General features: G+C 55.1%; 18 protein-coding genes, 2 pseudogenes and 1 riboswitch. Of the genes and pseudogenes, 6 read left to right on the top strand and 14 right to left on the bottom strand.

Features of this window, described 5'->3' with window-relative positions; translation table 11 throughout:
* Window positions 1-126: 126 nt before the first annotated feature.
* From QMQ05_RS01445 to QMQ05_RS01505, 13 genes and pseudogenes are all read right to left on the bottom strand, one after another.
* Window positions 127-405: an HPr family phosphocarrier protein gene (locus tag QMQ05_RS01445; protein WP_058256119.1), complete on the bottom strand. Its 279-nt coding sequence runs from the start codon at window positions 403-405 to the stop codon at window positions 127-129.
* A 52-nt stretch (window positions 406-457) separates the two neighbouring features.
* Window positions 458-2,140, bottom strand: a complete 1,683-nt coding sequence (gene ptsP, locus QMQ05_RS01450; protein ID WP_345472397.1) for a phosphoenolpyruvate--protein phosphotransferase — start codon at window positions 2,138-2,140, stop codon at window positions 458-460.
* Complete coding sequence (locus tag QMQ05_RS01455; protein WP_345472399.1) at window positions 2,137-4,203, bottom strand: PTS fructose transporter subunit IIABC; 2,067 nt, start codon at window positions 4,201-4,203, stop codon at window positions 2,137-2,139. Before QMQ05_RS01455 ends, ptsP begins: the two co-directional genes overlap by 4 nt.
* On the bottom strand, window positions 4,200-5,180 hold the full coding sequence (locus tag QMQ05_RS01460; protein WP_345472401.1) for a 1-phosphofructokinase family hexose kinase: 981 nt from the start codon (window positions 5,178-5,180) through the stop codon (window positions 4,200-4,202). Before QMQ05_RS01460 ends, QMQ05_RS01455 begins: the two co-directional genes overlap by 4 nt.
* Window positions 5,177-5,953 carry a DeoR/GlpR family DNA-binding transcription regulator gene (locus QMQ05_RS01465; RefSeq protein WP_345472403.1) on the bottom strand — a complete coding sequence of 259 codons (777 nt, stop codon included), beginning with the start codon at window positions 5,951-5,953 and terminating at the stop codon, window positions 5,177-5,179. Before QMQ05_RS01465 ends, QMQ05_RS01460 begins: the two co-directional genes overlap by 4 nt.
* A 318-nt stretch (window positions 5,954-6,271) precedes the next feature.
* The gene (locus QMQ05_RS01470) at window positions 6,272-6,757 is read right to left on the bottom strand and encodes a GNAT family N-acetyltransferase (RefSeq protein ID WP_345472404.1); all 486 of its coding nucleotides are present in this window, start codon (window positions 6,755-6,757) and stop codon (window positions 6,272-6,274) included.
* A gap of 858 nt (window positions 6,758-7,615) precedes the next feature.
* A pseudogene (locus QMQ05_RS01475) lies at window positions 7,616-8,834 on the bottom strand (IS3 family transposase).
* Between the two features lie 217 nt (window positions 8,835-9,051).
* A complete protein-coding gene (locus QMQ05_RS01480; RefSeq protein WP_345472406.1) occupies window positions 9,052-9,462 on the bottom strand; it encodes a hypothetical protein in 411 nt (136 codons plus the stop codon).
* 211 nt (window positions 9,463-9,673) lie between these two features.
* Window positions 9,674-10,693, bottom strand: coding sequence for a hypothetical protein (locus QMQ05_RS01485; RefSeq protein ID WP_345472408.1), 1,020 nt, complete (start codon window positions 10,691-10,693; stop codon window positions 9,674-9,676).
* A gap of 87 nt (window positions 10,694-10,780) precedes the next feature.
* Window positions 10,781-11,353, bottom strand: a complete 573-nt coding sequence (locus tag QMQ05_RS01490; RefSeq protein WP_345472410.1) for a recombinase family protein — start codon at window positions 11,351-11,353, stop codon at window positions 10,781-10,783.
* Window positions 11,354-11,622: 269 nt separating this feature from the next.
* Window positions 11,623-13,087 (bottom strand): annotated as a pseudogene (locus tag QMQ05_RS01495) (IS3 family transposase).
* Between the two features lie 730 nt (window positions 13,088-13,817).
* On the bottom strand, window positions 13,818-14,312 hold the full coding sequence (locus QMQ05_RS01500; RefSeq protein WP_058256124.1) for a CoA-binding protein: 495 nt from the start codon (window positions 14,310-14,312) through the stop codon (window positions 13,818-13,820).
* Window positions 14,312-15,685, bottom strand: a complete 1,374-nt coding sequence (locus tag QMQ05_RS01505; RefSeq protein ID WP_345472413.1) for an O-acetylhomoserine aminocarboxypropyltransferase/cysteine synthase family protein — start codon at window positions 15,683-15,685, stop codon at window positions 14,312-14,314. The genes QMQ05_RS01500 and QMQ05_RS01505 overlap by 1 nt, the downstream gene beginning before the upstream one ends.
* A gap of 118 nt (window positions 15,686-15,803) precedes the next feature.
* Window positions 15,804-15,898: riboswitch (SAM riboswitch) on the bottom strand.
* Window positions 15,899-16,009: 111 nt separating this feature from the next.
* On the opposite strand from QMQ05_RS01505, the gene QMQ05_RS01510 reads away from it, so the two are divergent.
* The 3 genes from QMQ05_RS01510 to QMQ05_RS01520 all read left to right on the top strand — a co-directional run bounded on the left by QMQ05_RS01510 (window position 16,010) and on the right by QMQ05_RS01520 (window position 17,789).
* On the top strand, window positions 16,010-16,570 hold the full coding sequence (locus QMQ05_RS01510) for a histidine phosphatase family protein (RefSeq protein WP_334121069.1): 561 nt from the start codon (window positions 16,010-16,012) through the stop codon (window positions 16,568-16,570).
* A 95-nt stretch (window positions 16,571-16,665) separates the two neighbouring features.
* The gene (locus QMQ05_RS01515; RefSeq protein WP_334121070.1) at window positions 16,666-17,163 is read left to right on the top strand and encodes an RNA polymerase sigma factor; all 498 of its coding nucleotides are present in this window, start codon (window positions 16,666-16,668) and stop codon (window positions 17,161-17,163) included.
* Entirely contained in the window at window positions 17,160-17,789 is a 630-nt protein-coding gene (locus QMQ05_RS01520; RefSeq protein WP_345472416.1) for a methylated-DNA--[protein]-cysteine S-methyltransferase, read from the top strand. Before QMQ05_RS01515 ends, QMQ05_RS01520 begins: the two co-directional genes overlap by 4 nt.
* Before the next feature lie 9 nt (window positions 17,790-17,798).
* Here QMQ05_RS01520 and QMQ05_RS01525 read toward each other — a convergent pair whose 3' ends face one another.
* Window positions 17,799-18,635, bottom strand: a complete 837-nt coding sequence (locus QMQ05_RS01525) for a shikimate dehydrogenase family protein (protein ID WP_345472418.1) — start codon at window positions 18,633-18,635, stop codon at window positions 17,799-17,801.
* 179 nt (window positions 18,636-18,814) lie between these two features.
* Between QMQ05_RS01525 and QMQ05_RS01530 the strand changes: the two genes are divergently transcribed.
* The 3 genes from QMQ05_RS01530 to QMQ05_RS01540 all read left to right on the top strand — a co-directional run bounded on the left by QMQ05_RS01530 (window position 18,815) and on the right by QMQ05_RS01540 (window position 23,643).
* Window positions 18,815-20,152: an MFS transporter gene (locus QMQ05_RS01530; protein ID WP_345472420.1), complete on the top strand. Its 1,338-nt coding sequence runs from the start codon at window positions 18,815-18,817 to the stop codon at window positions 20,150-20,152.
* Between the two features lie 498 nt (window positions 20,153-20,650).
* The gene (locus QMQ05_RS01535) at window positions 20,651-22,033 is read left to right on the top strand and encodes a protoporphyrinogen/coproporphyrinogen oxidase (protein WP_345472422.1); all 1,383 of its coding nucleotides are present in this window, start codon (window positions 20,651-20,653) and stop codon (window positions 22,031-22,033) included.
* Window positions 22,034-22,158: 125 nt separating this feature from the next.
* Window positions 22,159-23,643 (top strand): alanine/glycine:cation symporter family protein, encoded by a 1,485-nt coding sequence (locus QMQ05_RS01540; protein ID WP_345472424.1) that lies wholly within the window; start codon window positions 22,159-22,161, stop codon window positions 23,641-23,643.
* Window positions 23,644-23,647 lie beyond the last annotated feature (4 nt).

Below are 23,647 nucleotides of genomic sequence, written 5' to 3' on the forward strand. Positions count from 1 at the left end.
CCAAACTCCTACGGTAGTGCGTAAGTATTATCATCCGACAAGTGATTGAGATCTGTCAATCAGTAATTTGCGAAACAAAAAGCGGGGAACAAGCCACAGCTTGTTCCCCGCTTTTCTTGCTAAAAATTACTCAGCGTCGTGGTCAGTCTCCAAGATGGTGACCAGCTGATCCAGAGCAGCTTCCGCCCCATCACCCTCGGCACGCAGAACCACGGTGGTACCGTGCTCAGCGCCCAGACCCATCAGCGAAAGGATGCTCGATGCGTCCATTGCGTCCTCTGCAGGTTCACCTTCCAGTGCGATGGTGACCTCTACCGGAAGCTCTGCTGCTGCTTCGGCGAAAATAGCTGCCGGACGGGCGTGCAAACCGACGCGGCTACCGATGATTGCTTTACGTTCTGCCATGATGGCTCCTTTAGGATCTTGTGAACGGTTGCTTGAGATAAATTCTAGTGGCCTAGAGGCCGAAGCGGTCCAATTCGCTCAACTCGGCGCGCACCGCGCTTCGAGCCAACTCAGCGGACGGTGCATCCAAGGCCAGCTGCGCCAGACGCTGGGCCTTAGCAAAGTCCACGGTACGCAGTACCGCAGAAACCGGAGCCAGTGCGCGCTTGTTCATGGACAGGGTGGTGACGCCTAAGCCCACCAGCACCACGGCCAGAGCCGGGTCGGCAGCGGCTTCACCACAAACACCCACTGGCTTACCGTCGGCGCTTTGTGCACCAGCGGTGGTGGCAGCGACCATGTGAAGCACCGCTGGCTGCCATGGATCATTCAGCTCGGCAAGGGTGCCCAGCTGACGGTCCGCAGCCATGGTGTACTGGGTCAAGTCGTTGGTACCAATAGAAACGAAGTCGCAGCGCTGCAGGATCTGGCCGGCCAGAACTGCTGCTGAAGGGACCTCAATCATGGTTCCTGCGGTAGCGAGTCCTGCACCCCGAGCCATCTGCGCGAAATCCTGGGCTTCAGCCGGGGTGGAGATCATCGGGGCCATGACCCAGACATCAGCCTCATGCTCGCTAGTTGCCTGGGCGATGGCCTTGAGCTGACGTTCAAGCACGCCCGGGCTAGTCATATCGGTGCGGTAACCACGCACACCCAGTGCCGGGTTTGGTTCGCTGGCGTCGGTCAAGAACGGCAGTGGCTTATCCGCACCGGCATCCAGGGTACGAACAACAACCTTCTTGCCGGCGAAGGCAGCGAAGACCGCGCCGTAGGCAGCAACCTGCTCCTCGTGGGTAGGTTCTTTTTCCTTCCCCAAGAAGCAGAACTCGGTACGCAACAGGCCTACACCTTCAGCGCCTGCGGCGGCAGCCAACTGTGCGTCTTCACCGCTGCCCACATTCGAGAGCAGTGGTACGCGGTAGCCGTCGGACAGTTCGCCGGTGCCAGAGAAATCTGGCAGAACCTCGCGGTTCGCGTAAGTCTGGGCCAAATGCTCTTCGGCTTCGCTCGGATCGGTGACGACCAGTCCGTCGATGCCGTCAACAAAGACGTAGTCTCCATCGGCCAGCTCGGTGGTTTCTGGTGCTGCGACGATGGCCGGCAAGCCCAGCGAGCGAGCGATGATTGCGGTGTGCGACTGTGGTCCACCATCGGAGGTGACCAGGGCCAGCACCTTAGCCGGATCCAGGGTTGCGGTGTCCGCAGGGGCCAGATCCACGGCAGCGAGGATGAATGGCTGATCCGAGTCCGGGATGCCTGGGGCAGGCACGCCACGCAGTTCGGCAACGATGCGGGCACGTACGTCGAGCACATCCCCGGCACGTTCAGCCATATAACCGCCCAGGGCGGTCAGCTGGGTGGCGACCGCATCGGCAGCTTCCCAGATGGCCGACTCGGCGCAGGTGCCACTGGACACCAACTTGGTCGCTGACTTCAGCAGGGTGCGATCGCTGGCCATCAATGCGGTGGCCTTCAAGACGGCTTGGGCATCTCCGGTGGCCACTGCTGCGCGCTCCTTGAGCCCGGTGGCTACCGCCTTGGAAGCTTCGGCCAGGCGCTGGCTTTCTTCCTCGGGGCTTACACCCTGGGGCAGCGGTGCACCATCGGCCGGAGCCAGGATAGGGTCAGGCATGCGACGCACCTGTCCAATGACACGTCCAGCGCTGACGCCTACTCCAGTGAATTTCTTGCTCATGCTGCGACCTTTGCCGGTTCAGCGGCTCCAACCGGAGCCTTACGTACAAACTTCTTCAGGATCACGACCAACACTGCCGAGATCACCGTACCAATCAAGGTAGCCAAGAGGAACAGCGGCCAGGTGTTGTTCATCGCGAAGAAGACGAAGATGCCACCGTGTGGGGCCTGGCTGATCACGTGGAAGCTCATGATCAGCGAACCGGTGACGCCGGCGCCTACCATGGAAGCCGGGATCACGCGCAGCGGGTCAGCTGCGGCGAATGGAATGGCGCCTTCGGAGATGAAAGCGGCACCCAGCAGCCAGGCGGCCTTCCCGTTTTCGCGTTCGGCTTCGGTGAACAGCTTGGAAGCGACGGTGGTGGCTAGGGCCAGAGCCAGTGGCGGAACCATGCCGGCGGCCATGACGGCAGCCATGATCATCATCGGTGCCGGGTTATCTGCCAGCGAGGCGGTACCCAGTCCTGCCACCGCGAAGGAGTAGGCCACCTTGTTCACCGGTCCACCGAGGTCGACGGCCATCATCAGGCCAAGGATCAGGCCGAGCACTGCTGCGGCGGCACCGGACATGCCCGAGAGCCAGCTGTTCAGCGCTTCGGTGAGCTTGGCGATCGGTCCGCCGAGGAACAGGAACATCAAACCCGAGGCGATAATCGAGCCCAGCAGCGGGGTGATGACTACCGGCATCAACCCGCGCATCCAGCGCGGGACATTCCAGGAGCCGATCCAGCGGCAGGCCAGGCCGGCGATCAAACCGCCGACGATGCCGCCGATGAAGCCGGCGCCCATGAAGCCTGCCACCGCACCCGCGGTGAAGCCTGGGGCGATGCCCGGACGGTCAGCGTAAGCGTAGGCGATGTAGCCTGCCAGGGCCGGGACCAGGAAGCCCATGGAAAGGCTACCGATCTTGAAGGCTACCGCGCCGAGGTAGGCGCCGACTGGGCCAAAAGGTGTGTCCAGCTGCGACATGACGTCGGCACCGGGCAGGTTGAATAGGGTGTTGGCACCGAGCAAGTCATCGGCCACGTTGGTGATCGAGTAACCGCCGAGCAAGAAGCCCAGTGCGATCAGCAGACCGCCGCCGGCAACAAACGGAATCATGTAGGAGACGCCGGTGAGCAGCGCGCGCTTCAGCCCGGCGCCGAAGGATTCGTTGTCCTTGTTCTCTTCGGTGCTTGCCGCGGCGCCTGCAGGAACGCGGCGTGCCTGCGGATCCTCGGAGGCGGCGATGGCGTCGTTGATCAGCTTTTCCGGCTCATCGATGCCGCGCTTGACCGGAACCTGGATGACCGGCTTGCCGGCGAAGCGGCCGCGGTCGCGCACGTCTACGTCCACCGCGAAGATCACCGCGTCAGCAGCTTCAATGACCGCTGGGTCCAGTGGGGTGGAGCCCGAGGAACCCTGGGTTTCTACGGCGAACTCGACGCCCATTTCTTCGGCGGTCTGCGCCAGCGAGTCGGCAGCCATGTAGGTGTGGGCGATACCGGTAGGGCATGCGGTCACCGCAACGATGGACTTCTTTTTGGGGCCGTTGGCAGCAGCTGGTGATGCCTCGGAGGTTGCGGCAGCTGGGGCAGCAGCGGCGGCCGGTGCAGCCGCAGGAGCAGCTGGCTTGTCGGCCACTACCTCGCGTACCAGTTCCACGATTTCGTTCTCGCTCTTGGCTTCACGCAAGGCACCGGTGAAGGACTTCTTCACCAGGGCACGAGCCAGCTTGGAGAGCAGCTTCAGGTGAGCCTGGTCGGCACCATCTGGGGCAGCGATGAAGAAGACCAGGTCAGCTTCGCCGTCTTTGGCACCGAAGTTCACCTTGGGGTTCAGTCGGGCCATCGCCAAGGTTGGTTCGGTCACCGCGGTTGAACGGCAGTGCGGGATGGCAATGCCGCCAGGAACGCCGGTGGCGGTCTTGGCTTCACGGGCCTTACCGTCGGCGGCCAGCGCACTGGCATCGGTGGCACGGCCCTGTTCGGCCACCAGCGAAGCTAGCTTCTCGATGACTTCGCCCGTGCTGTTGCCCAGATCGGCATCGAGCAGCACGAGCTGTGGGGTGATTAGTTCACTCATGACTCGGTTCCTTGCGTTGAAGTAATTTTCTCGACGGTGACGGCGTCAACGGTGAGATCAGATTCTGTGGGGATGGTGGAGCCTGGCAGCTGCGTTGCTGCAGCCCCATAGGCGACGGCGTTTTTCAACCGTTCAGGGGCACTGGCCCCTGCAACATCTGCCAGCAGGTAGCCGGCCAGCGAGGAATCGCCAGCTCCCACCGTGCTGCGCGGGGTAATCGGAGTATGGGAGCCATGCCAGATACCTTCTTCGGCAACCAGCAGTGCGCCCTTGGCGCCCAGCGTGGCCAGCACCGTGCCGATTCCCTTGGCCAACAACTGCTGTGCGCAGTCGGAAGCCAACTGAACCGAACCTTCCAGCGCGTCTTCGTCGTAACCGCCGACCAATTCCGCCAATTCTTCGGCATTGGGCTTGATCAGGTCGGGCACGTGGCTCTGGGAGTGGGCGAAGAGCTCGATCAGCGGAGCACCGGAGGTGTCGACCGCGATCTTTGGGCACTTCTCGCCCAGATCACTGCGAAGCTTTGCGGTCAGCTGTGCGTAGTAATCCGCTGGCACGCCCGGTGGCAGTGATCCGGCCAGCACCAGCCAGTGGGCACCGGCTGCCGCATCTGATACGAGCTCACTGAGCTCTGCCAGTTGGTCGGCGTTCAGGGTGGGGCCTGGTTCGTTGATCTTGGTGGTCGTGCCATCAGGATCGGTCAGGGTGATGTTGGTGCGCAGTGGCTCGCTGATCGAGAGGCAGCGGTGGGCCAACTGATCGTTGCTCAGCGAGGTGACCAGCGGGTCGGTGCTGGCACCGGGCAGTACGGCCAGGGTTGGTACGCCGGCGGCGGCGATGGCGCGTGAGACGTTCACGCCCTTGCCTGCTGCCTGCACGTGGCTGGCGGCGGCGCGCTGTACTGCGCCGTGGGACAGAGGCTCACTGAGCTCAATGGTTTTATCCAGTGCCGGGTTGACTGTCAGGGTCACAATCATGCGATCACCACTTCTACATCGGCGGCTTCCAAGGCGGCCGCAAGTTCTTCACCAGGCTGTTGATCGGTCACCAGGGTGTCAATGGCATCCAAGGTGGCAAAGCGGACCAGGGTTTCCTGATCAAACTTGGAGCTGTCGGAGAGCAATACGACCCGGCGGGCGCTGTTCACCAGGGCGCGTTTCACGGCGGCTTCTAGTGGATCGGGGGTGCTCAGGCCGAAGCTAGAGTGCAGTCCGTTGGTGCCGATGAAAGCGATGTCTGCGCGGTGGCGGGAGTATTCCTCGACGGTTTGTGCTCCGGAGGTGGCTCCGGTTAGTCCGCGGACGCGTCCACCGATCAGTTCCAGGGTCACCGCGGTGCTTTGAACCAAGACGGAGGCGATGGGTAGGGCGTGGGTGATGACGACCAGACCAGCGCTGGCGTTGGTGCGCAGCATGCGTTCTGCTAGGAATTCGGTGGTGGTGCCGGCATCGATGATGACCGAGGCGTCCGAGACGGGCAGCAGGCTCAGTGCGCGCTGGGCGATGCGGGATTTAGCATCGGAGTGAATGGCCGTACGTACCAGGTGGCTTTCCTCGCGGGTGCTTGCCTCGGTGGTGGTGACCGCTCCACCGTGGACGCGGCGGAGGAAGTTTTCTGATTCGAGTTGGGCGAGGTCGCGGCGGACCGTTTCCCGGGTGATTTCAAAGCGTTCGGCGAGCTGAGCGACGGTGACTTTTCCGTCCTTCTCAAGCTGCTCGACGATCAGCCGGTGTCGTTCTTCGGCGAACATTTACTGCCTCCGCAATCCCTCATGACGTGCACCACATGAATCTGTGTTTCCATGACTTTATGCCCGATTGAGTGGGAACGTCAAGTGAAATGTGAGCGAAAGTTAACGAATCAGACATCTGAATGTGGCTATAGTTGGCATTTTGCCCGGTCGGGTACCATTGGGCCTTAAAAATCGGCTCGAAAATTTATGCGCTGAGAGTAGCTCCCCGTAGCTTTTGATGTCTACGGAGGACGGTGGTCGGAAGTGTTGAGCACGGGATCTATCGAACGCGACACTGCTCCGACCCTTGTTAGTAGCTCATGGAATTTTGCGGTGTCATCGCGATGTTGCCCGAGCTTTACGACGCATCCAAACGGTGACGCTGCCATCGCCGGGTTCTTCTTCGAAATCAAAAGTAAACCCGGCTTTTTCATAGAAGTCGCGAGCGTGCTCGTTACCTTTGACGAATTCGAGACGCGCATCGCAGTTCTCGCCAATTAATTCCAGGGCCGTATTCATGAGCATGAGTCCAATACGTTTGCCTTGCGCTTCAGGAAGAACATAGATCTTCCAAATTACGGACTCCCCTTCAAACTCACCCACGGTCACCGCGCCCAGTACCTGTTCGCCATCGCAGGCTACGAAAGTCACGTCTTCTTCGATCGTTTGTCGTACAGCGGATTCCGTCCACCATGAATTCAAATTTGCCAGAACATAGTTTGGAGAAGTGAACGGTAGGTAGGTTGTCGGCCAAGTTAATAAGCCAATAGCCTGAATTGCCGGGATGTCGGATGAATCTGCTCGGCGTACGATAATGCTCACGCGGCACTCCTTGTTAAATGCGTATGCCAGGCCTGAACGCCGGCGGATATTTCAACTATCATCCATTTAAATGGGCCACTTTGTAAGAGGCATACGTTCCGCATACGCGTAGTGATGAGTAAAGCTGCAACAATCGCGACCGATTTGAAGCGTATTCAGACGTTTGGGTAATACTCCGTGGTCCTCGTTCACTTCAACTAGTAGTGAACTTGGAATTTTAGCGGAAGCTGGGGCCGGGGTACTTGTATTGGATCTTCTTGTAGCCCTGCATTTTTGTTCGCTCTCCGTCATGAAGATTTGGCAACCTGAGCTAATCGTTGGAGTCCGTTCTAGTCGAGGCAAAGGCCCAAACCCATTTGCGACAAGGCTTCTTGCTCGACTTCATCGCGTGACAATTTTATTACTTGCGAAAATAGCGATAGCTTCAGAATTGGGGTTGGCGAACAGATGTCAGGAACCTAGTGGTTGAGCCGTACCAAGGATGGTACTGAGAAGTGTTCGATCTAATTCGATGCAAGACATTTCAGAGGCACAGCCATGGCAAAGCCCCAATGCCACGTAATGTCGATAATAAGAATTATGGATGGCTCAGAGATCAAGAAGCCGGAGTTTTCTCGTGAAGAGAATCCATGATCTACTCCAACGAGGCTTGAGTTCGGAAGACGGAACGGCAATCATATCGATCCTTCGTCAAGTGAATTTATGGAACCGAATAGAGGTTCGTTTAACCCTGCGGCAGGCATCTTCCCCCGCGGAATTCAACGAGCTCACTGTGGATAGGTTTTCGGAGCAATGGGAGCTTAGTTCTATCACAGATGGTTCTGGGGTTCCCCGCAACTAGTGGACACGTGTTCCGCATCACGCAGCTAGCGTATGCACTTCCTCTTCAGCTTCCACTGCCTGAGCCCCAGCACGCATAGCCTGCTCAAACTCCACCGGCGGCAACATTCCAACCTTCGAATGCAACCGACGACGGTTATAGAAATCTTCATTTCACCAAGCAACCTGAGCCTTCGCCTCAGCCCGAGTTTTCCAAACTCGACGGTCATAAAACTCGGCTTTCAACGTCGACCAGAAAGACTCCTGCATGGCGTTGTCCCAACACACCCCGGTACGGCCCACGGACTGCAAAACACCGAGCTCCTGGGATGCTTCCCACAACTGAGTCGAGGTGAATTGAGCCCCACGGTCCGCATGGAACACCACATCTGCCGGAAGATCACCACGCAAAGCACGTTCCACCAGATCTGTGTTCTGCACCGAATCCATAGCCCACCCCAAAACCCGACGCGAACATCCATCTCGCACTGCGCACAGATACAACCAACCTTCACGAGTCCGCAGATAGGTTATGTCACTGAAACACACACAGCGTCTAAACGTCCGCGATCCCAGGTGCGCTGCACGAGATCCGGTATTTTATGCGTGTCCACGCCGGGGATAGTGGTCACCGGTCGGAATCTGCGCGGGCTAATCCCTTCGATCCCTTGCCGGCGCATCGAGTCCGCGACCGTCTTGGGATCCGCTTTATCCCCTTCGCGGGCCAGCTGCGCTGCTACGCGCGGTGCCCCGTAAGTCCCATACGAATCCTCGAACACTTTCGCGATTTTCTGATCCCTGACCCGCTGGATGACAGCACGCGGACTAGGTCCCTGCGCTTGCCTCTGGAACCAGTTGTAGTATCCGGAGGTAGAGACATCCAGTAAGTGCGCCATTCGTTTGATGGAGAAGTTCTCCTTCTCCTCGCGCATCAGTTCGAACCGTTCGGACGGTGATGCTTCGACGCGACGAAGGACGCTGCTTTTCCCAAAAATTTGTTGTCTTCCCGCAGATCAAAGACTTCTTTACGTAGACGTTTCAGTTCAGCGCGTTCGTCTTCATCCAAGGCGCCGGTAGGCTCTCCACTCAGTCCGCGGCGACTCTTCTCCGCTCTGACCCAAGTCCCTAGGGATTGTTCGCCGACACCTATTTCACGAGCGACTTTGGTGATCGATCGGCCGGTATCGATAACGAGACCGGCAGCTTCTTTCTTGTATTCGTCGGAGAAGGTCCGACGCTGGCGTTTATGTTCTGACATCAGTGACATCCTTTCAGCAGGAACTGAATCCCGCTAGTTTGGGTGTCCACTAATTCAGGCTAACCCCATCAGCAACCAAGGAAAATGTATCCAGTGGGGATAGAAACGTTGGTTCTGTTTTCCATCATTTCGGCTTTCTCTTACCGCACACGTGAGCTGTGGTGTAAGGACAAAGAGAACTTCACAAACGATGGCCATACGAAACTTTGAAGCATCGTCACATTAGGTTGGAATCTTTGTGCGTTAAAGCTCCGATGGGGCCAGCTAAGGACCCTAAACAAGTCGCTGCAATAACAACACTCAGGATATCCAACGCTTGAAATTGACCAACCGCGAGCGCCGCAAGCAGCCCAACTATAAATACAGCTACAAAGGATGCAAGAGCACTGATCGAATTCCTCCACCGCTTTAACCCCACCATGAAGACTATGACAGAAACTGCCGTCAAAGCTACGGCTCCGGGTAGTGAAAAGGGTGCATAAAATACTACATATCCCAAGAATGCTTGAGATATTGAATTGCGTTCAGGGTCAATCAGGGAAGCGATCGCAACCAGCAATGGGACCAATATTGAGAAGAGTAATGAGTTAATGATTACTCGGGAAAACTTTAGTTCAGTCTCGCGCATCGTAGCCTCTTTTAGGGGTCCATGTACCCATTAGTACCATTGTCATGTGACTCTGTATTGAACAGGAGTCAAGAATAATCTACTCGAAGCGTTAGCCATTTGCAGACATCAGGCAACACATTTATCTGCCAAGTGGAGGCAGCGAGTCTGACACTGCAGTCTCGCCACCTCATAAGGCATTATTTACGAGATCTTATATTGATCGGCCCGACTACTTATTTGCTTCTCGAGCAATCCTGTAGGCAAAAGTCCTCCAAGTTTTCTGCGAAGCATTTTTGTTCAACCATTGAGGGATCTTGGAACTCGTGACTTTAGCCGTGACACCTAGGGCAAATTCATTGTTACGTCCACTAAAGAGATTGAACTGGATCGTTGATCCGGGACCATCAAAGTGTCCTGGCAAAGTCTTAAAAGTCCACGTGAGTGGCGATTTCGATGCCTTGGTAACTTGTACTGGTGCCTTTACACCCATGACGCTAAGGTTAATTTTTTGGCCCTTCACAGGGAACGCTTTTGGTGCTCCACTCAAGGGGAAGCTGCAGTTGAAGCATCTCTTAAGTGCGGCTGCGGCTTTTTTGAACGAAACGTAGGCAGGCCATCCTACGTCCTTCCAGGTGTAAGCAACCGTGTAGCTCCAAGCTGCAGCAGTAGCGACCGGAAATACGGCTTTTTCTGGATCTGCAACCGTGTATGAAACCTTAGAACCAGTTACAGCAGTAGTCAGTTCAACTTCTTTACCCGTAGCGTCAATGCCTACAGGCTTTTCGATAACTCCATACTGCTGAGTTTCGTCCTCACTTTGGATGAAGACTGTATCGTCAATTTGAAGGATGAGATCCGAATCGGTTGCCGTCTCGATCGTAAGGTTAGCTACCGGAGAATTAGCGTTCTTTTGAATTAATGTGAAGCCCTTGTTGATTTCATTGGCCGCTGGCGCCACTGTTTCGAGTGCCTGGGCAGTCGCCTTTGAGAGCACACGTGCCTCGTTGGAAGATAGGAGTTGTTTGGATTTCAAGGAAATTCCAGACTCGTCTAAGCTAGGGTTTTCCGAAGTAGATAACTTTACTTCTGGTGCCGGCGGAATAATTTCTTGCTTGTCGCCAGTCGTTAAAGTGGTTGCGTCAACGGGCTGCGACTGGACATTCGAAGCAGCGTTTGCAGGAGCAACTGAAAGCGATGCCACTAGTGCTAGCGCGCATAGCGAAACGACAGGAAGCGGTTTCATCTTCATACTAGGAACCTAACCAAAACTTTATAGAACGAGTTGCTGAATTTTTTCGGCAGAAATATTATTATTGCACAGCATGTAGTTCTTTGACTAGGGTTTTAGTTCACGATGATCAATTGAATTTGTTAGTCCGTTCCCTCTATTTGGTCGATCGTTGCCGGAAATGGTCGTTTTGACCAGATGGTCAAGAACCGGGCAGCTACCAGTTTCTGAAGTTTGCGGCACGCGAGTCAGTGAGATTCTAGGCTTGGGCAGTCGACTATGGGCATGAAAATTTCCGAGGTACACTGCACAGAGCTGGAAATTGAGCATTAGGCCTATGAACTGACCTGCGCGGAAAAATTTAGCTTCCTTGCTTAATGGGTTCGCTAGCTCTCCTATGGGTGCGACACACAGTCGATCTGGCCACCGAGAATAGTTCGGCAAGTTCTGTCGTTGTGTCGTTCCCGGCGCAATGCAGCTCCGATAGATGCGCTTCTTGCTTGAAAGTTTGAGCTGCTTGTCGTATAGTGTGTTTTTTCCTTCGGCCACAGCCATGCCCTCACGCATGCGTGCCCGGATCAAATCTGCCTCAAACTCGGCTACCAAAGCCAGGACATTTAACAGGAGTTCGCCTTCAGGGACGATGGGGTCATGAACAGATCCGCTGATGCTGAGCTTCACCTCGCGGCGAGTGAGTTCATCCGCAATGTCTTTCGTGTCTCTTTAGGATCACTCCAACAGGTTAAGCTTCGTCATCACGAATGTATCCCCCTGCGCGGCGAGCAGCCAACGCCTCACGGAGCCCTGGCCACGCTTTTTTGTGCCGGTTAGGCCTTGATCAGTGAAGATCTGGTCAGGAGTCACGCCCGAGGCCATGAGCACGTTCTTCCGGGCAGTGAGGTCTAGGTCATTAGCGGATACGCGCGCGTACCGGATCGGTAATTTTCAAATCAAGTGAGACCACTAGCTCTTAGAAGATCATTTTTCTCTGTCTCTTCCTGCTCAATTGGTTCGTTGATCCACGCCGCGTGAGGCAACAACATTTTCTTCGGCAACCTATTCTTCCCAAACGGCCCAGGATGCTCAGCCCACGCCATCTCCAACGCAGCCAAACGCTGATCATCAACATAACTCGTCACCCCGAAATGCACGTCCGCAGGCGTATGAAAACCCAACCCCGAATGGCGACGTTCAGTGTTATACGCCTGAACAAACCGGCCCATAAAATCCCTAGCGTGCTTCAACGAACCAAACCGCTGGAGGGGACACCGGCATATACTTCAACGTCTTGAACCACGACTGTCGAGTAGGGGTTGTCATTACTGACTTTCGGACGCGAATGCGACCGCAACACATCTAAATCAGAATGCAACGCTTCCACCGGTTTTGATGTCATCGACGTGCCGCGGTCAGCATGCACCACCAGTGGTACCTGATGCTGGGCAAACACGCTTTTCATGAATGCTGTTGCTAACAATCCTGACTCTCTGGCATGCACTTCGCAGCCAATAATGAAACGGGAGTAAATATCAATCATCACGTACGCATCAAAATATGTTCCTTTAGCAGGGCCAGCTAGTTTCGTAATGTCCCAAGAGAACACTTCACCCGGCTGATACGCCACTAGTTCAGGGACTTTCCGAGCAGGATGACGTTCCTGACGCTGGCGTTCTTGCACTTGCTTCGCCCTGCGCAGCAGTCGATACATGGTGGAGACAGAGCATAGATACGTCCCTTCACTCAATAGGACCGCATAAATCTGTTCAGGGGCTTGATCTACGAACCGGTCACTATACAACGTTTCAAGAATCCTTGCTTCTTCAGCCTCGGACAGCTTATTGACTGGTACCGGCCTGCGCGCATCCATGGGTTGAGGCGGGAACCGTTTGGCCCGCTTGTGGCGGGCCATAGTGGCACGACTGACCCCAGACAGATAACTGGCCTTGCGGGTGGAGATCCCTGACTCAATGAGCTGGTCATAGACGTTCTTCATGAACGCACGAGAGTCTATTCGGTATCCGCGCTCTTCGAGATCTGTTCCAAGAGCGCGTGTGCTTTTCACATGATGTCTAACGCGTTTTGAGTCGTCGCAAGCTTCGCATCACGGGCTGCTAATTATCGTTTGAGTCGCGCGATTTCGGCTTGTTCTTTACTGAGTTTTCCCCTGCCAGTGCGGGAAGACTGACCGGTGATTGTGGTGGTGTTTTCGTCGAGGATGCCCGCGTCGCGTATTTTGAGCCATTCAGCAATTTGCGAGGAGTAGATCGTGTTGGTGCGTAAGTAGCTGCCGCCTTGCTCTTGTTGGTTGGCTTGCTCGTAATCGTTAAGGTAAGCGAGTTTCTGTGCGGGGCTGATGGTTCGGCGTTTTGGTTGGTCCGGGCGTGGAGAAGAAGCCATGGTTCTATTCTCGGGCATCGGTGGTGCTGGGTGGTGAATGTCGGTGGCGGTCATGGTCGGCAGTGTTTTCCTAGTTCTCGCCCTGTCTGGGTTGGTGGTGTTGCTATGAAGGACTGGTTTCACTCAACCCTGACAGACAGGGGCGCGGCACGAGACCGGCGACTTGTATACAGTTATCGGCTCACATAGGAGTGATTCGGCGATGACTAGTGCAGCGAAACTGGATCTGTCCCGGGGGTCGCCACGCAATGGGTGGAGTTCGGCTTGGGCGCGTTAATGGAAGTTATCAGCGTCGAATAATCGACGTCAGTGCAGATGCTAAATCGTGTGGCCACCACGAGACTCATGAATTTGAGCACCAGTCAGAGGAAGCACTGTTGGGAAGGACGACGGTAGTAGTCTCTTATTGTGACGCGGGCAGAACCTAGGATAATGGGATTGAAGTTCGTAACTAGTGTGCGGCCGTGGCCTGCACACTGGATAACTTCTAGAGAAAGACTGGCGCAATCATGATGAAACTTGAGGAGCTTCTCGCGCAGAGGCCCGTGAACGAAAAGCTCGCGTCCAAGTTTGAGGATCAATTGCGCGCCGAACTCCGTGCCTATGGCCGTAAAGAATCGCGTGAATAATCTGAGTCAACGAAGGCATCCGTGGCTGAGACCATAAAAGTCTTATCTGCAATTGAAAACGAACGCCGGCGGCGGAAAACCTTTAGGGTCATCCGCCGCCGGCGTTCGTATTGCAGTGTTTAGGCGAGTACCTGACGCTTCGAAGAAATCACGCCGGTATTAAAGCCCGCCAAGCGCAGCCCACCATGGAATCGAGCGTGCTCAATCTTGACGCAACGATCCATCACAACGTTCAAGCCAGCAGCCTCTGCGCGCTGGGCTACCTCTTCATGCCACGAGCCAAGCTGCAACCAGAGAGTCTTGGCCCCTACAGCTAATGCCTCATCCAGAACGGTCGGCAGGTCATCGTGCTTGCGGAAGACCTCAACCAGGTCCGGAGTCTCTGGCAGGTCCGCGAGGGACTTGTAGACCGGCTGGCCCAAGATCTCATCGAGTACCGGGTTGATGAAGTACACCTTGTACTTGGACGACGACAACAAGTAGGTTGCGACGAAGTAGCTGGCGCGTGAAGGCTTATTGGAAGCGCCCACGATGGCGATGGATTTGGTTTCGCGCAGGATGTTCAGCCGTTCGGCTGCTCCCGGACCTTCCCAAGTGCGTTCGGTGGTGCTCATTAGTTAGCTCCCTTCGGTGCTGCAGGAATGGCGCAGGCTGCACCGTCATAGGTAGGTGCTGCAAATTCTTCAGCGGACCCATCGGTGGCTTCCTGTGATGCAGTCAATGCTTGGTCAAGGTCCCAGATGATGTCCTCGACATCTTCTAGACCCACTGAGAGGCGAATTAGGTCTTCGGGAACGCCGGCTGCCACCAACTGCTCTGCACTTAGCTGTTGATGGGTGGTGGATGCGGGGTGCAGCACCAGGGTGCGAGCATCACCGATATTGGCCAAGTGGCTGGCCAGCTGCAGAGCTTCAATGAACTTGGAACCAGCCTCACGGCCACCCTTCACGCCAAAGCTGAAGACCGAGCCGACGCCCATGGGCAACAATTCTTTTGCGTGGGCATATTGCGGGTGGGATTCCAGACCAGCGAAGTTCACATAGGTCACGCGTGGATCTGCTTCAAGCCAGGCAGCAACCTGCTTCGCGTTGGAAAGGTGGTTATCCATACGCTGCGGCAAGGTTTCCAAGCCCTGCAAGAGCTGGAATGCCGACTGAGCTGGCAGCGCAGGACCAAAGTCGCGCAGCTGCTCGCTACGAAGCTTGGTCAAGAAACCGTACTCGCCAAAGTTGGCCCACCAGGAAACGTTGCCGTAGCTGGCCACCGGTTCGGTCATGGTGGGGAACTTGCCGTTGCCCCAGTTGAACTTGCCCGACTCAACAACGACGCCACCGAGCGTGGTGCCATGGCCACCAATGAACTTGGTTGCTGAGTGAATGACAATATCCGCACCGTGCTCAATAGGGCGCAGAATGTATGGGGGAGTGAGAGTGGAATCAACCACTAGCGGGATCAGGTGACGGTGTGCCACCTCGGCCAGCCCCTTAATATCGGCAATGTCGCCCGACGGGTTCGCCACTACTTCGGTGTACACCGCCTTGGTGTTCTCCTGGATGGCGGCTTCAAAATCGGCCGGATCATTGGAATCAATGAAAGTGGTGTCGACGCCAAAACGACGCAACGAAACATCAAGCTGGGTGATGGTTCCGCCATAAAGCTTTGAGGACGCGACAATGTGATCCCCGGCTTGTGCCAGGGCAGCGAAGGTAACGAATTCGGCGGCCATGCCCGAACCAGTAGCTACGGCACCGATGCCTCCTTCCAAGGAAGCAATTCGTTCTTCAAAAGCAGCGACGGTCGGGTTGCCGATACGCGAATAGATATTTCCGTACTTCTGCAAAGCAAAAAGGTTGGCTGCATCGTCGGCATCTTTAAAGACGAATGAAGTGCTCTGATAGATAGGGACTGCACGGGCGCCGTGCTCGGCATCGGGGGTACCACCGGCGTGCAATGCACGGGTGCGGAATCCAAACTGATGATCTGCCATGTGGGCTTACGACTCCTTGTCGATTGGGTTTTCGCTCTTCACCGCTAGGCGGTAGTGCGATCGAGGCAGGAATCCCGGAATCAATGTCGCAACTCGTTGTGGTTAAACAAGGTATGCGGCTGCATCGTTTCTGGCGGTAGCACCGTAACCACCGGATGTGGCAGGTTGCTGCGGCGTCATCGAACCAGATCTCTCAGCCGCTCGGGATGGTGTAACAATCTTCGCAACATGACCGTTCGTGACCTAACTATGAGTCTTAACGTTGCGTATTGGACGTAATATCGGAGATTCTTCGATTCGTTGGCGCGCCGGTAGGCTTGGATCATGGATACTGCGCTGGTGTTGATCAGACACGGACTGACCGATTGGAATCTGGTAGGCCGTCTTCAGGGGCGCACTGATATCCCCTTGAATGAGACCGGACGTGAACAGGCCCGCAGAGTTGGACGCGAACTAGCTGGTCAAGGTTTTTCCCTCGTTCTGGCATCACCGCTAGGGCGGGCTCAGGAAACCGCAGCGTTGATTGCTGAAGAACTGAACATTGATACAGGACGGCCAGTCCCGGAATTAATTGAGCGCGGTTTTGGACCTCTGGAAGGCCGAATCATGGCCGAGGTCAGTGACGAAGAGTCAGCAGCGTTGCGGGATCAACTGGAGCCCATTGCACATATTCTGAACAGAGCTATTCCTGCACTACTGAATCTGTGTGAAGAGCACGCAGGTAAAAAGGTAGCCGTAGTTAGTCATGGCGCGACCATGCGTGTCATCCGTGATGCGCTCGCAGGGACCAAGCTCCCACGTGGCGTGGAAAACGGTGAGATTATTCAGATAGATATCCAACGCCTCAAAGAGTTGGCTGAAGAGTTGGATTTGGTGAGCTGCTAGAGGCTCAAAATTTTTTGTCCCTCGACCTCACACTTTTGCTGCGCGATACGTTTACATGGTGAAAGCCCGTTACGGTGCCAATCTTCAGGAGAGCCATGCAAATACCGTTTGAGCGGATAGTCCAGGATTATGGGCTGAACGTACTGCGGGTTTGCCGTGCCCTACTTGATGAACACCGTGCACAAGATGCTTGGTCTGAAACCTTCCTTTCCGCGCTCAAGGCTTATCCGCAACTTGCTGAGGATGCCAACGTATCAGCCTGGCTTGTACGCATTGCACGGAACAAGGCCATCGATGAGCTGCGTAAGAATAAGCCAGAAATTCTTGATGATCATCAGCAGTGGGAACATGCTGATGAGCAAGTGAACCTTGAGATGGAAGCCGACAATCTCCAACTATGGCAGGAAGTGTCAAAACTTCCGCAGAAGCAACGAATGGTAGTTGGCTATAGATATCTCGGCGGTCTGAGCTACGCGCAGATAGCCCAGCTAGTTTCTGGGAGCGAGGCCGCCGCACGGCGTGCTGGTAGTGACGGGATCAAAAACCTTCGCCGAATACTCGGCGATGACTCACTGTGGCGGGAGCAGTCATGACGCAGGCAAAATTCAACTCCTCGGCAACCGGAGAAGAAGCTGAGCTTTTGGCGCAGCTTGGAAAAGAACTTCGGGCTAAAGCGAAAGCATCGGACCTACTGGATGTTTCCTACCGTGTGATTGATAGCCCTATCGGCTCGCTCCTGCTGGCTAGCACTCCAGCTGGTCTGGTGCGTGTGGCCTTTGAGAGCGAAGATCATGACAAAATCCTTGAGCTACTGAGTCAGAAACTCAGCCCGCGAATCCTTAAAGACTCGTCGCGACTGGACGCCGTGGCTCGGCAGCTTGATGAGTATTTTGCTGGATCCCGCCGCAATTTTGATGTGCCGCTGGATTTGAAACTTTCCACTGCTTTCCGGCGTCAAGTGCAATTAGAACTGGGCGAAATTGGCTACGGGCAAACGTGGAGTTACTCGCAAATGGCGGAGCGTATCGGCAACCCGAAGGCGGTGCGTGCTGTGGGTTCAGCGTGCGCGACCAATCCGATTCCCATTGTCCTGCCATGCCACCGGGTACTACGAACTGATGGTTCACTCGGTGGTTATTTAGGTGGGCTGGAAACGAAAACTCAATTGCTGAAGTTGGAGAATCCAGACTTCGGTGGCGCAATGAGGACCCTTTTCTAGTTTTATTGATCAGTTGTTTTCGCGGATGCGCATCAAGGAGAGCTCAAGCTGCTCTTTGGCCTGTTCACCCAAACCCAGTATTGGGATCATCGCCTCGGCCTGAAGCAATAGGTGCTGCCAGCCATCTGAATATTCCAGGCCTTGCTCCATGGCGGACGTGATTGTTCCCGTGGTGTGCTCGCTATACACAAAGTCATAGACAAAGGTTCCAGACGAAAGCTCTTGTGTACCCCAAGGCGCCACGTCTTCACGATACTTTCCTATAGGTGTGGCGTTAATGATCAAGGTGGCTTGCATGGCGGCTTCGGCAACGTAAGAGAAGTCCACTGTCCTTCCTGAAATCCCCATGGAACGTGCCAAGGATAAAAGCTCTTCGGCGGCCATGTGATTTCGGTCAGTGATAGTGATGGTGCCGATGTTTCCCTTGAGCGCAACCAGGGCAGCACGAGCTGCACCACCAGCGCCGATGAGCAATACGTGTTCATGGATTTTGGTGGCGAGTCTTGCTTCTACTGCAATCAAATCAGTGTTGTAAGCATTCAGTTTGCCGTCCTGACGAATCAGGAGGTTCGCTGCACCGCTGAGACTGACCTGTTCTGAGCGCTCGTCCGCGATGGCCGCGGCCCACTGCTTGTGCGGCATGGTCACGTTGGCGCCTATGACTTCTGAAGAGAGCAAGCCATCATGAACTTTTTGCATGTCACTGTGCACCGGGACATCCCAGGGAACGTAATTCCAGTGACTGCCCAATGCCTCAAATACTGGATTCCAGAGGCTGGGTGACATGGTGCCAGAGGCGTGGGATCCGATGATGAATAGTTGTGATGCGTTGTCCTGGTAACTCACTGTTGTCCTTTCGACTCGAACTTCTTCAGCATTGGCGATGCAAACCAATTAACATCTTGTGACGCGCCTCACCTTGCTGTACTTTATTAATTGTCGCATAACGCACATGTGTACGCATAGTGCACATTATCATCAACGTAGGACGTGAAACATCCCCGCTGTCGTGGAAGGACGCCCCAATGAGCAAGACCATCATTAAATCGAGTCACAGCCTCGATGAAGAACAACAGCGCAAGCTCAAACGAGCTAAGAAAGCGGCGCTCGCAGGGTTTCTCGGTGGCGCACTGGAGTACTACGACTTCTTTATCTACGCGACAGCGGCTTCGCTGATCTTCTCCAAAATTTTCTTCCCTTCCGGGGATGCAACCATCGCGTTACTGGCTTCATTTGCGACCTTCGGTGTTGCGTACATTGCCCGGCCTTTCGGCGCGGTCTTCTTTGGGCATCTTGGCGACAAGCTGGGGCGCAAGGCAACGCTGGTGATGACCCTGGTGCTGATGGGTTCGGCAACCTTCCTTATTGGTGTGCTGCCTGACTTTTCGACTGTCGGATATTGGGCTCCGGCACTTCTGGTGATCTTGCGCCTGATGCAAGGGTTGTCGGCCGGTGCTGAAACGGCAGGAGCTTCGGCGCTGTCTACTGAGGAAGCACCAGAAGGTCGACGTGGCTTTTTCGCTAGTTTTGCCATGAGCGGTATTTCCTTCGGCATCGTCCTTGCCTCCCTCGCCTTTCTTCCCGTGGCCGCAATGGAGGAATCCGCGCGGTTGGCGTGGGGCTGGAGAATTCCGTTTTGGCTTTCACTTCTAGTGCTCGTCGCTGCTTACCTGGTGCGCCGTTCCTTGGATGAACCCGAGGTTTTCGAGGAGAAGCAGGAAGATGACTCGACGCTCAAGCTGCCATTTACCAAAATGATCACCACCCACCCAGCGCAATTTATCCAAGTCGCGCTGATGTCCTTTCAAGTGGTCACGAATACGTTTATGCAGTCTTTCGGACTCGCCTATGCCGTCTCGGTAGGTATTCCAGCTGCCACTATGTTGTGGGTAAGCATCGCTGGAAACATCATTGCTATCGCTAGCCAGCCATTCTTTGCGCGACTCTCGGATATCTTTGGACGCAAAAAGGTCTTCATCGCCGGTGTTCTGGGTTCGGGTGTCATGATCTTTGTGTACTTCATGACGATTTCCACTGGGAATCTGGCCATGATTTTTGTTTCTAGCATGCTGATTACGGCCGGAACGTACGCCGCATCAAATTCGGTGTACCCGGCTTGGTTCTCCGAACTATTCAACGTGAAGGTTCGTTATTCGGGAATGGCTATTGGGTTGCAGATCGGTATTCTCTGTGCCGGCTTCACTCCCATGCTGGCCACCGCGCTCGTCGGTGGGGTGACTGCTAACTGGGGCCCAGCGGCCTGGATCGTTGCCGCTTCCTCGATTCTCGCTGTCATTGGCGCGCTGTGGGCTCGCGAAACTAGTAAGACGGATCTGCGAGAACTGGGCAATCCGGTTCCTTAGGAGTAGCACAACAATAGCTCTCGCAAACCACCACGGTCACCACCTTCCAATACATCTGGAAGGTGGTGACCGTGTTTTTAATTCTCTGGCATTTCACTTTCATCTGATTAATCAGTTGTTGGAGCTCTGTGGCCGTAGATATTGATGCACTGCATGATGGCTAACTCTGATTGTGCCTTTACTTCGCTGATCCAGCCCTGACTTGGAGGAAGCTGTCTGAGGTTGTTTTGGGGCTGCGACCTGAAGGTGAGGATCTAACGAGAATTATCAAATAACCTCTTGCGTGATATGTGATCACAAATTACAGTTAATGTGAGTGGCGTTACATCCGATGCGATCGAAGCATTCGCAGAAAACTCGCCGCTCCAGTTGGCACCCGGATCATTGAATCTCATCGATCCACTGTGTAGTTGCAGCATTTGGCCTGCGTTCCCCTCATATTTTCACGCGCCGTCAGCGCGCTATTTGTCGACCCCTGAATTAAGGAGAAAAGAACTCATGAAGGACGTTGTTATCGTCGGAGCAGGCCTAGCTGGGCTATCCGCTGGATGGCGGATGCGTCATTGGGACTCATTGATCCTCGAAGCGGACGACCGAGTTGGCGGGCGAATTAAATCGGAGCGTAGGGGCGCCTACTGGCTCAATTGGGGCGGACACGTCTTCGCTGGTGAAGATTCCTCGACTGAGTCATTGCTCAACGAGGTCGGAGTGACCGCTGTCAATATTCCCGGCTCACTGCAGGGAATGTCGATGAATGGAAAATTCATCAAAAACGGACATATCGCAACCTATCCACTGCGGTTACCAATGAGCCTGAGTGATCGGATTGCCACCTTCAAAGGCGGACTTAAAGTCGTATCGGGCGTCGCTAAATACACATCTGTGGTGCGTAAACGTGCGGGCGAATCCGGTGCTTCGCGCCAACAACGCATCTACGACTTTGAAAATGAGCGCACCTTCCAAGACTTCATTGGTGACCTTCCCGAAGACGCCGCTTCGCTCTTCAAAACTACTGTCACCCGATCTGCCGGCACTATGGATCAGATTTCGGCCGGAGCCGGAATCGGTTATTTCAGTCTGGTTCTAGGCTTTGGTCAAGGACTGAGCAAGGGAATCGTAGGCGGACCCTCCACCCTGACCGAAAGCATTGCCGCAGCCCTGGACGGACGTATCGAACGCGGTGCGAAAGTCCAGGAAGTGATTCACAAGAGCAATTCAGTGATTGTGCGATACCAGCAAAATGGGCAGATGCGCCAAGTTGAGGGACGAACCGTCATTCTGGCCACGACCGCAGATGTATCCCACCGGGTTGGTGTTGATCTGCCAGAAGACTTGAAAGACGCGTTGTCTCAAATCAAGTACGGTCCACACGTCAGTACCGCTTTCCTGACCGACGAAACTTCAGCCAGACACTGGGACGACATCTACGCGATTGCGGCTCCAAAACGTTCATTTGCTATTGCCTTGAACCAAGCCAGCATTGTGCGCGGAAGCGAGTCATCGCGTCAGCCCGGCGGAAGCATGATGACCTTCTCACCGGCTGACCTCGGAGCAGCTCTACTTGAGAAACCTGAAGAAGAGGTAATCGAGACCCACCTGCGTGATCTGGATGAAGTACTCGGCGGAAAGTTTGCAGACTCCGTAGTTGAAGCAAAAACCGAACGCTGGAAAGTCGCTTCACCTTACTGCTTCCCAGGACGGGCCAAGCTGCAAAGTACCCTCATGCGGGGCACCGATCGCGTCTTCTTGGCAGGCGACTTTATGGGGACCCTGTACACCGAATCATCGGTGACCTCAGGATTCTCTGCCGCGCAGAATGCCGCCAGTGTACTGGCTACGCATCGCCAGAGCCCCACGCTTGAAATTCGCGAAGCCGGATAACTTCAAGCCAACCAAGCTCCAACCAAACTCCAATCATCTCGACAGACCGCGACAAGCCTCCTCGCTGATTGCGGCGTTCAACAACTTAGTTTTCACGATTCACGACAAGGAAAGAGAGAGGCCAAATGGAAAATTTTGACTTCGCAGAGCTCTTGTCACGGGTTTCCGATGCACTATGGGGACCAATGGCGTACGTAGTTTTGGGCTTAGGTATTGCCTACTCAGTGGCAACCAAAGGGGTCCAATTCACCCGCATCCCGGACATGCTTCGGCAACTAAAGGAGAACGACGGCAGTCAGGGTGGCCTGTCATCCTTTCAAGCACTGGTTCTAGCACTGGCATCCAGAGTCGGTGTCGGTAGTATCGCCGGCGTAGCCACCGCAATTTTCGCTGGTGGTCCCGGTGCGCTGCTGTGGATGGCGGCAACCGGCCTAGTGGGTTGCACCGTCGGTTATGCCGAAGCCACATTGTCCCAAGCGTTCAAGCGTCGGGTGATGGACGAAGACCGGCAGAAAGCCAATGAAGATATTGGTGGTATGCCCTATTACATCAAGTACGGTCTCAAGCTGCCCAAGATTGGTGCGCTGGTTGCCGTCCTTGGAGTCATTGGATACGGCGTAGTCTTCCCCGGCTTCCAAGTCAATACGATCGCCGCGAGTGCAAAGCTGGCTTTTGACGTTCCTTCGTGGGTTCCTGCGATTCTCGTGACCCTTTTGATTGCTGGAGTGATCTTCGGTGGAACGACTCGACTGGTGAAGGTGACACAGTTCCTCGTACCGGTACTGGCCGTAGGCTACTTGATCCTCGCCTTAGTTGTCATTGCCCTGAACATCACTAAGGTTCCCGCTGCATTCATGCTTATCATCCAGTCTGCGTTAGGAATTCATCCGATTCTGGGTGGTGTGGCAGGTGCAGCTGTCGCGTGGGGCGTACGCCGTGCGGTCTTCGCCTCGTCTAACGGACTCGGGGAAGCTACATTCGCCGCAGCCGCCGCTCGAACCTCGCACCCTGCAAAGCAAGGATTGGTGCAAACATTCAGCATCTATATCGACGTTCTGCTCATCTGCATGGCCACAGGTCTGATGATGGTTGTCTCCGGAAAGTTCAACGTATCTGACGGTGCTGATGGCTTCCTTGTCAATAACGTGCCGGACGTTGCTGCCGGAGCAAACTGGGTGCAAGAAGCGATCGATACCGTGGCACCAGGCTGGGGTGCGGGATTTGTTGCTGTGGCCGTTCTGCTCTTTGGCTTCGCTTGCCTCTTGGCGTACTTCTACGTTGCCAATTCCAACCTGTTGTTCCTCCTGAATGGGAAGTCCGGCAACGTCTGGAAGTTAGCGTTGAAGCTAGGCACCATGGCTATTGTTTTCATCGGCTCAATCGCTGATGCCAAACTCATCTGGGCTGCCGGAGATATCGGTTTGGGGCTGATCGCGTGGGTCAACCTGATCTGTCTGGCATTCCTCTTCCCGACGGTACGTAAGATCCATGCCGATTACGAACGGCAGCGAAAGCTTGGGCTGAATCCGGTATTTGACCCTAGAAAGCTTGGAATCGATGGTGCCGACTTCTGGATCGATACCGATAACAAGGAATCTGTCCGCAAGTAACGAT

It is taken from the genome of Glutamicibacter sp. B1, assembly GCF_039602135.1.
Taxonomy (GTDB): Bacteria; Actinomycetota; Actinomycetes; order Actinomycetales; family Micrococcaceae; genus Glutamicibacter; species Glutamicibacter ectropisis.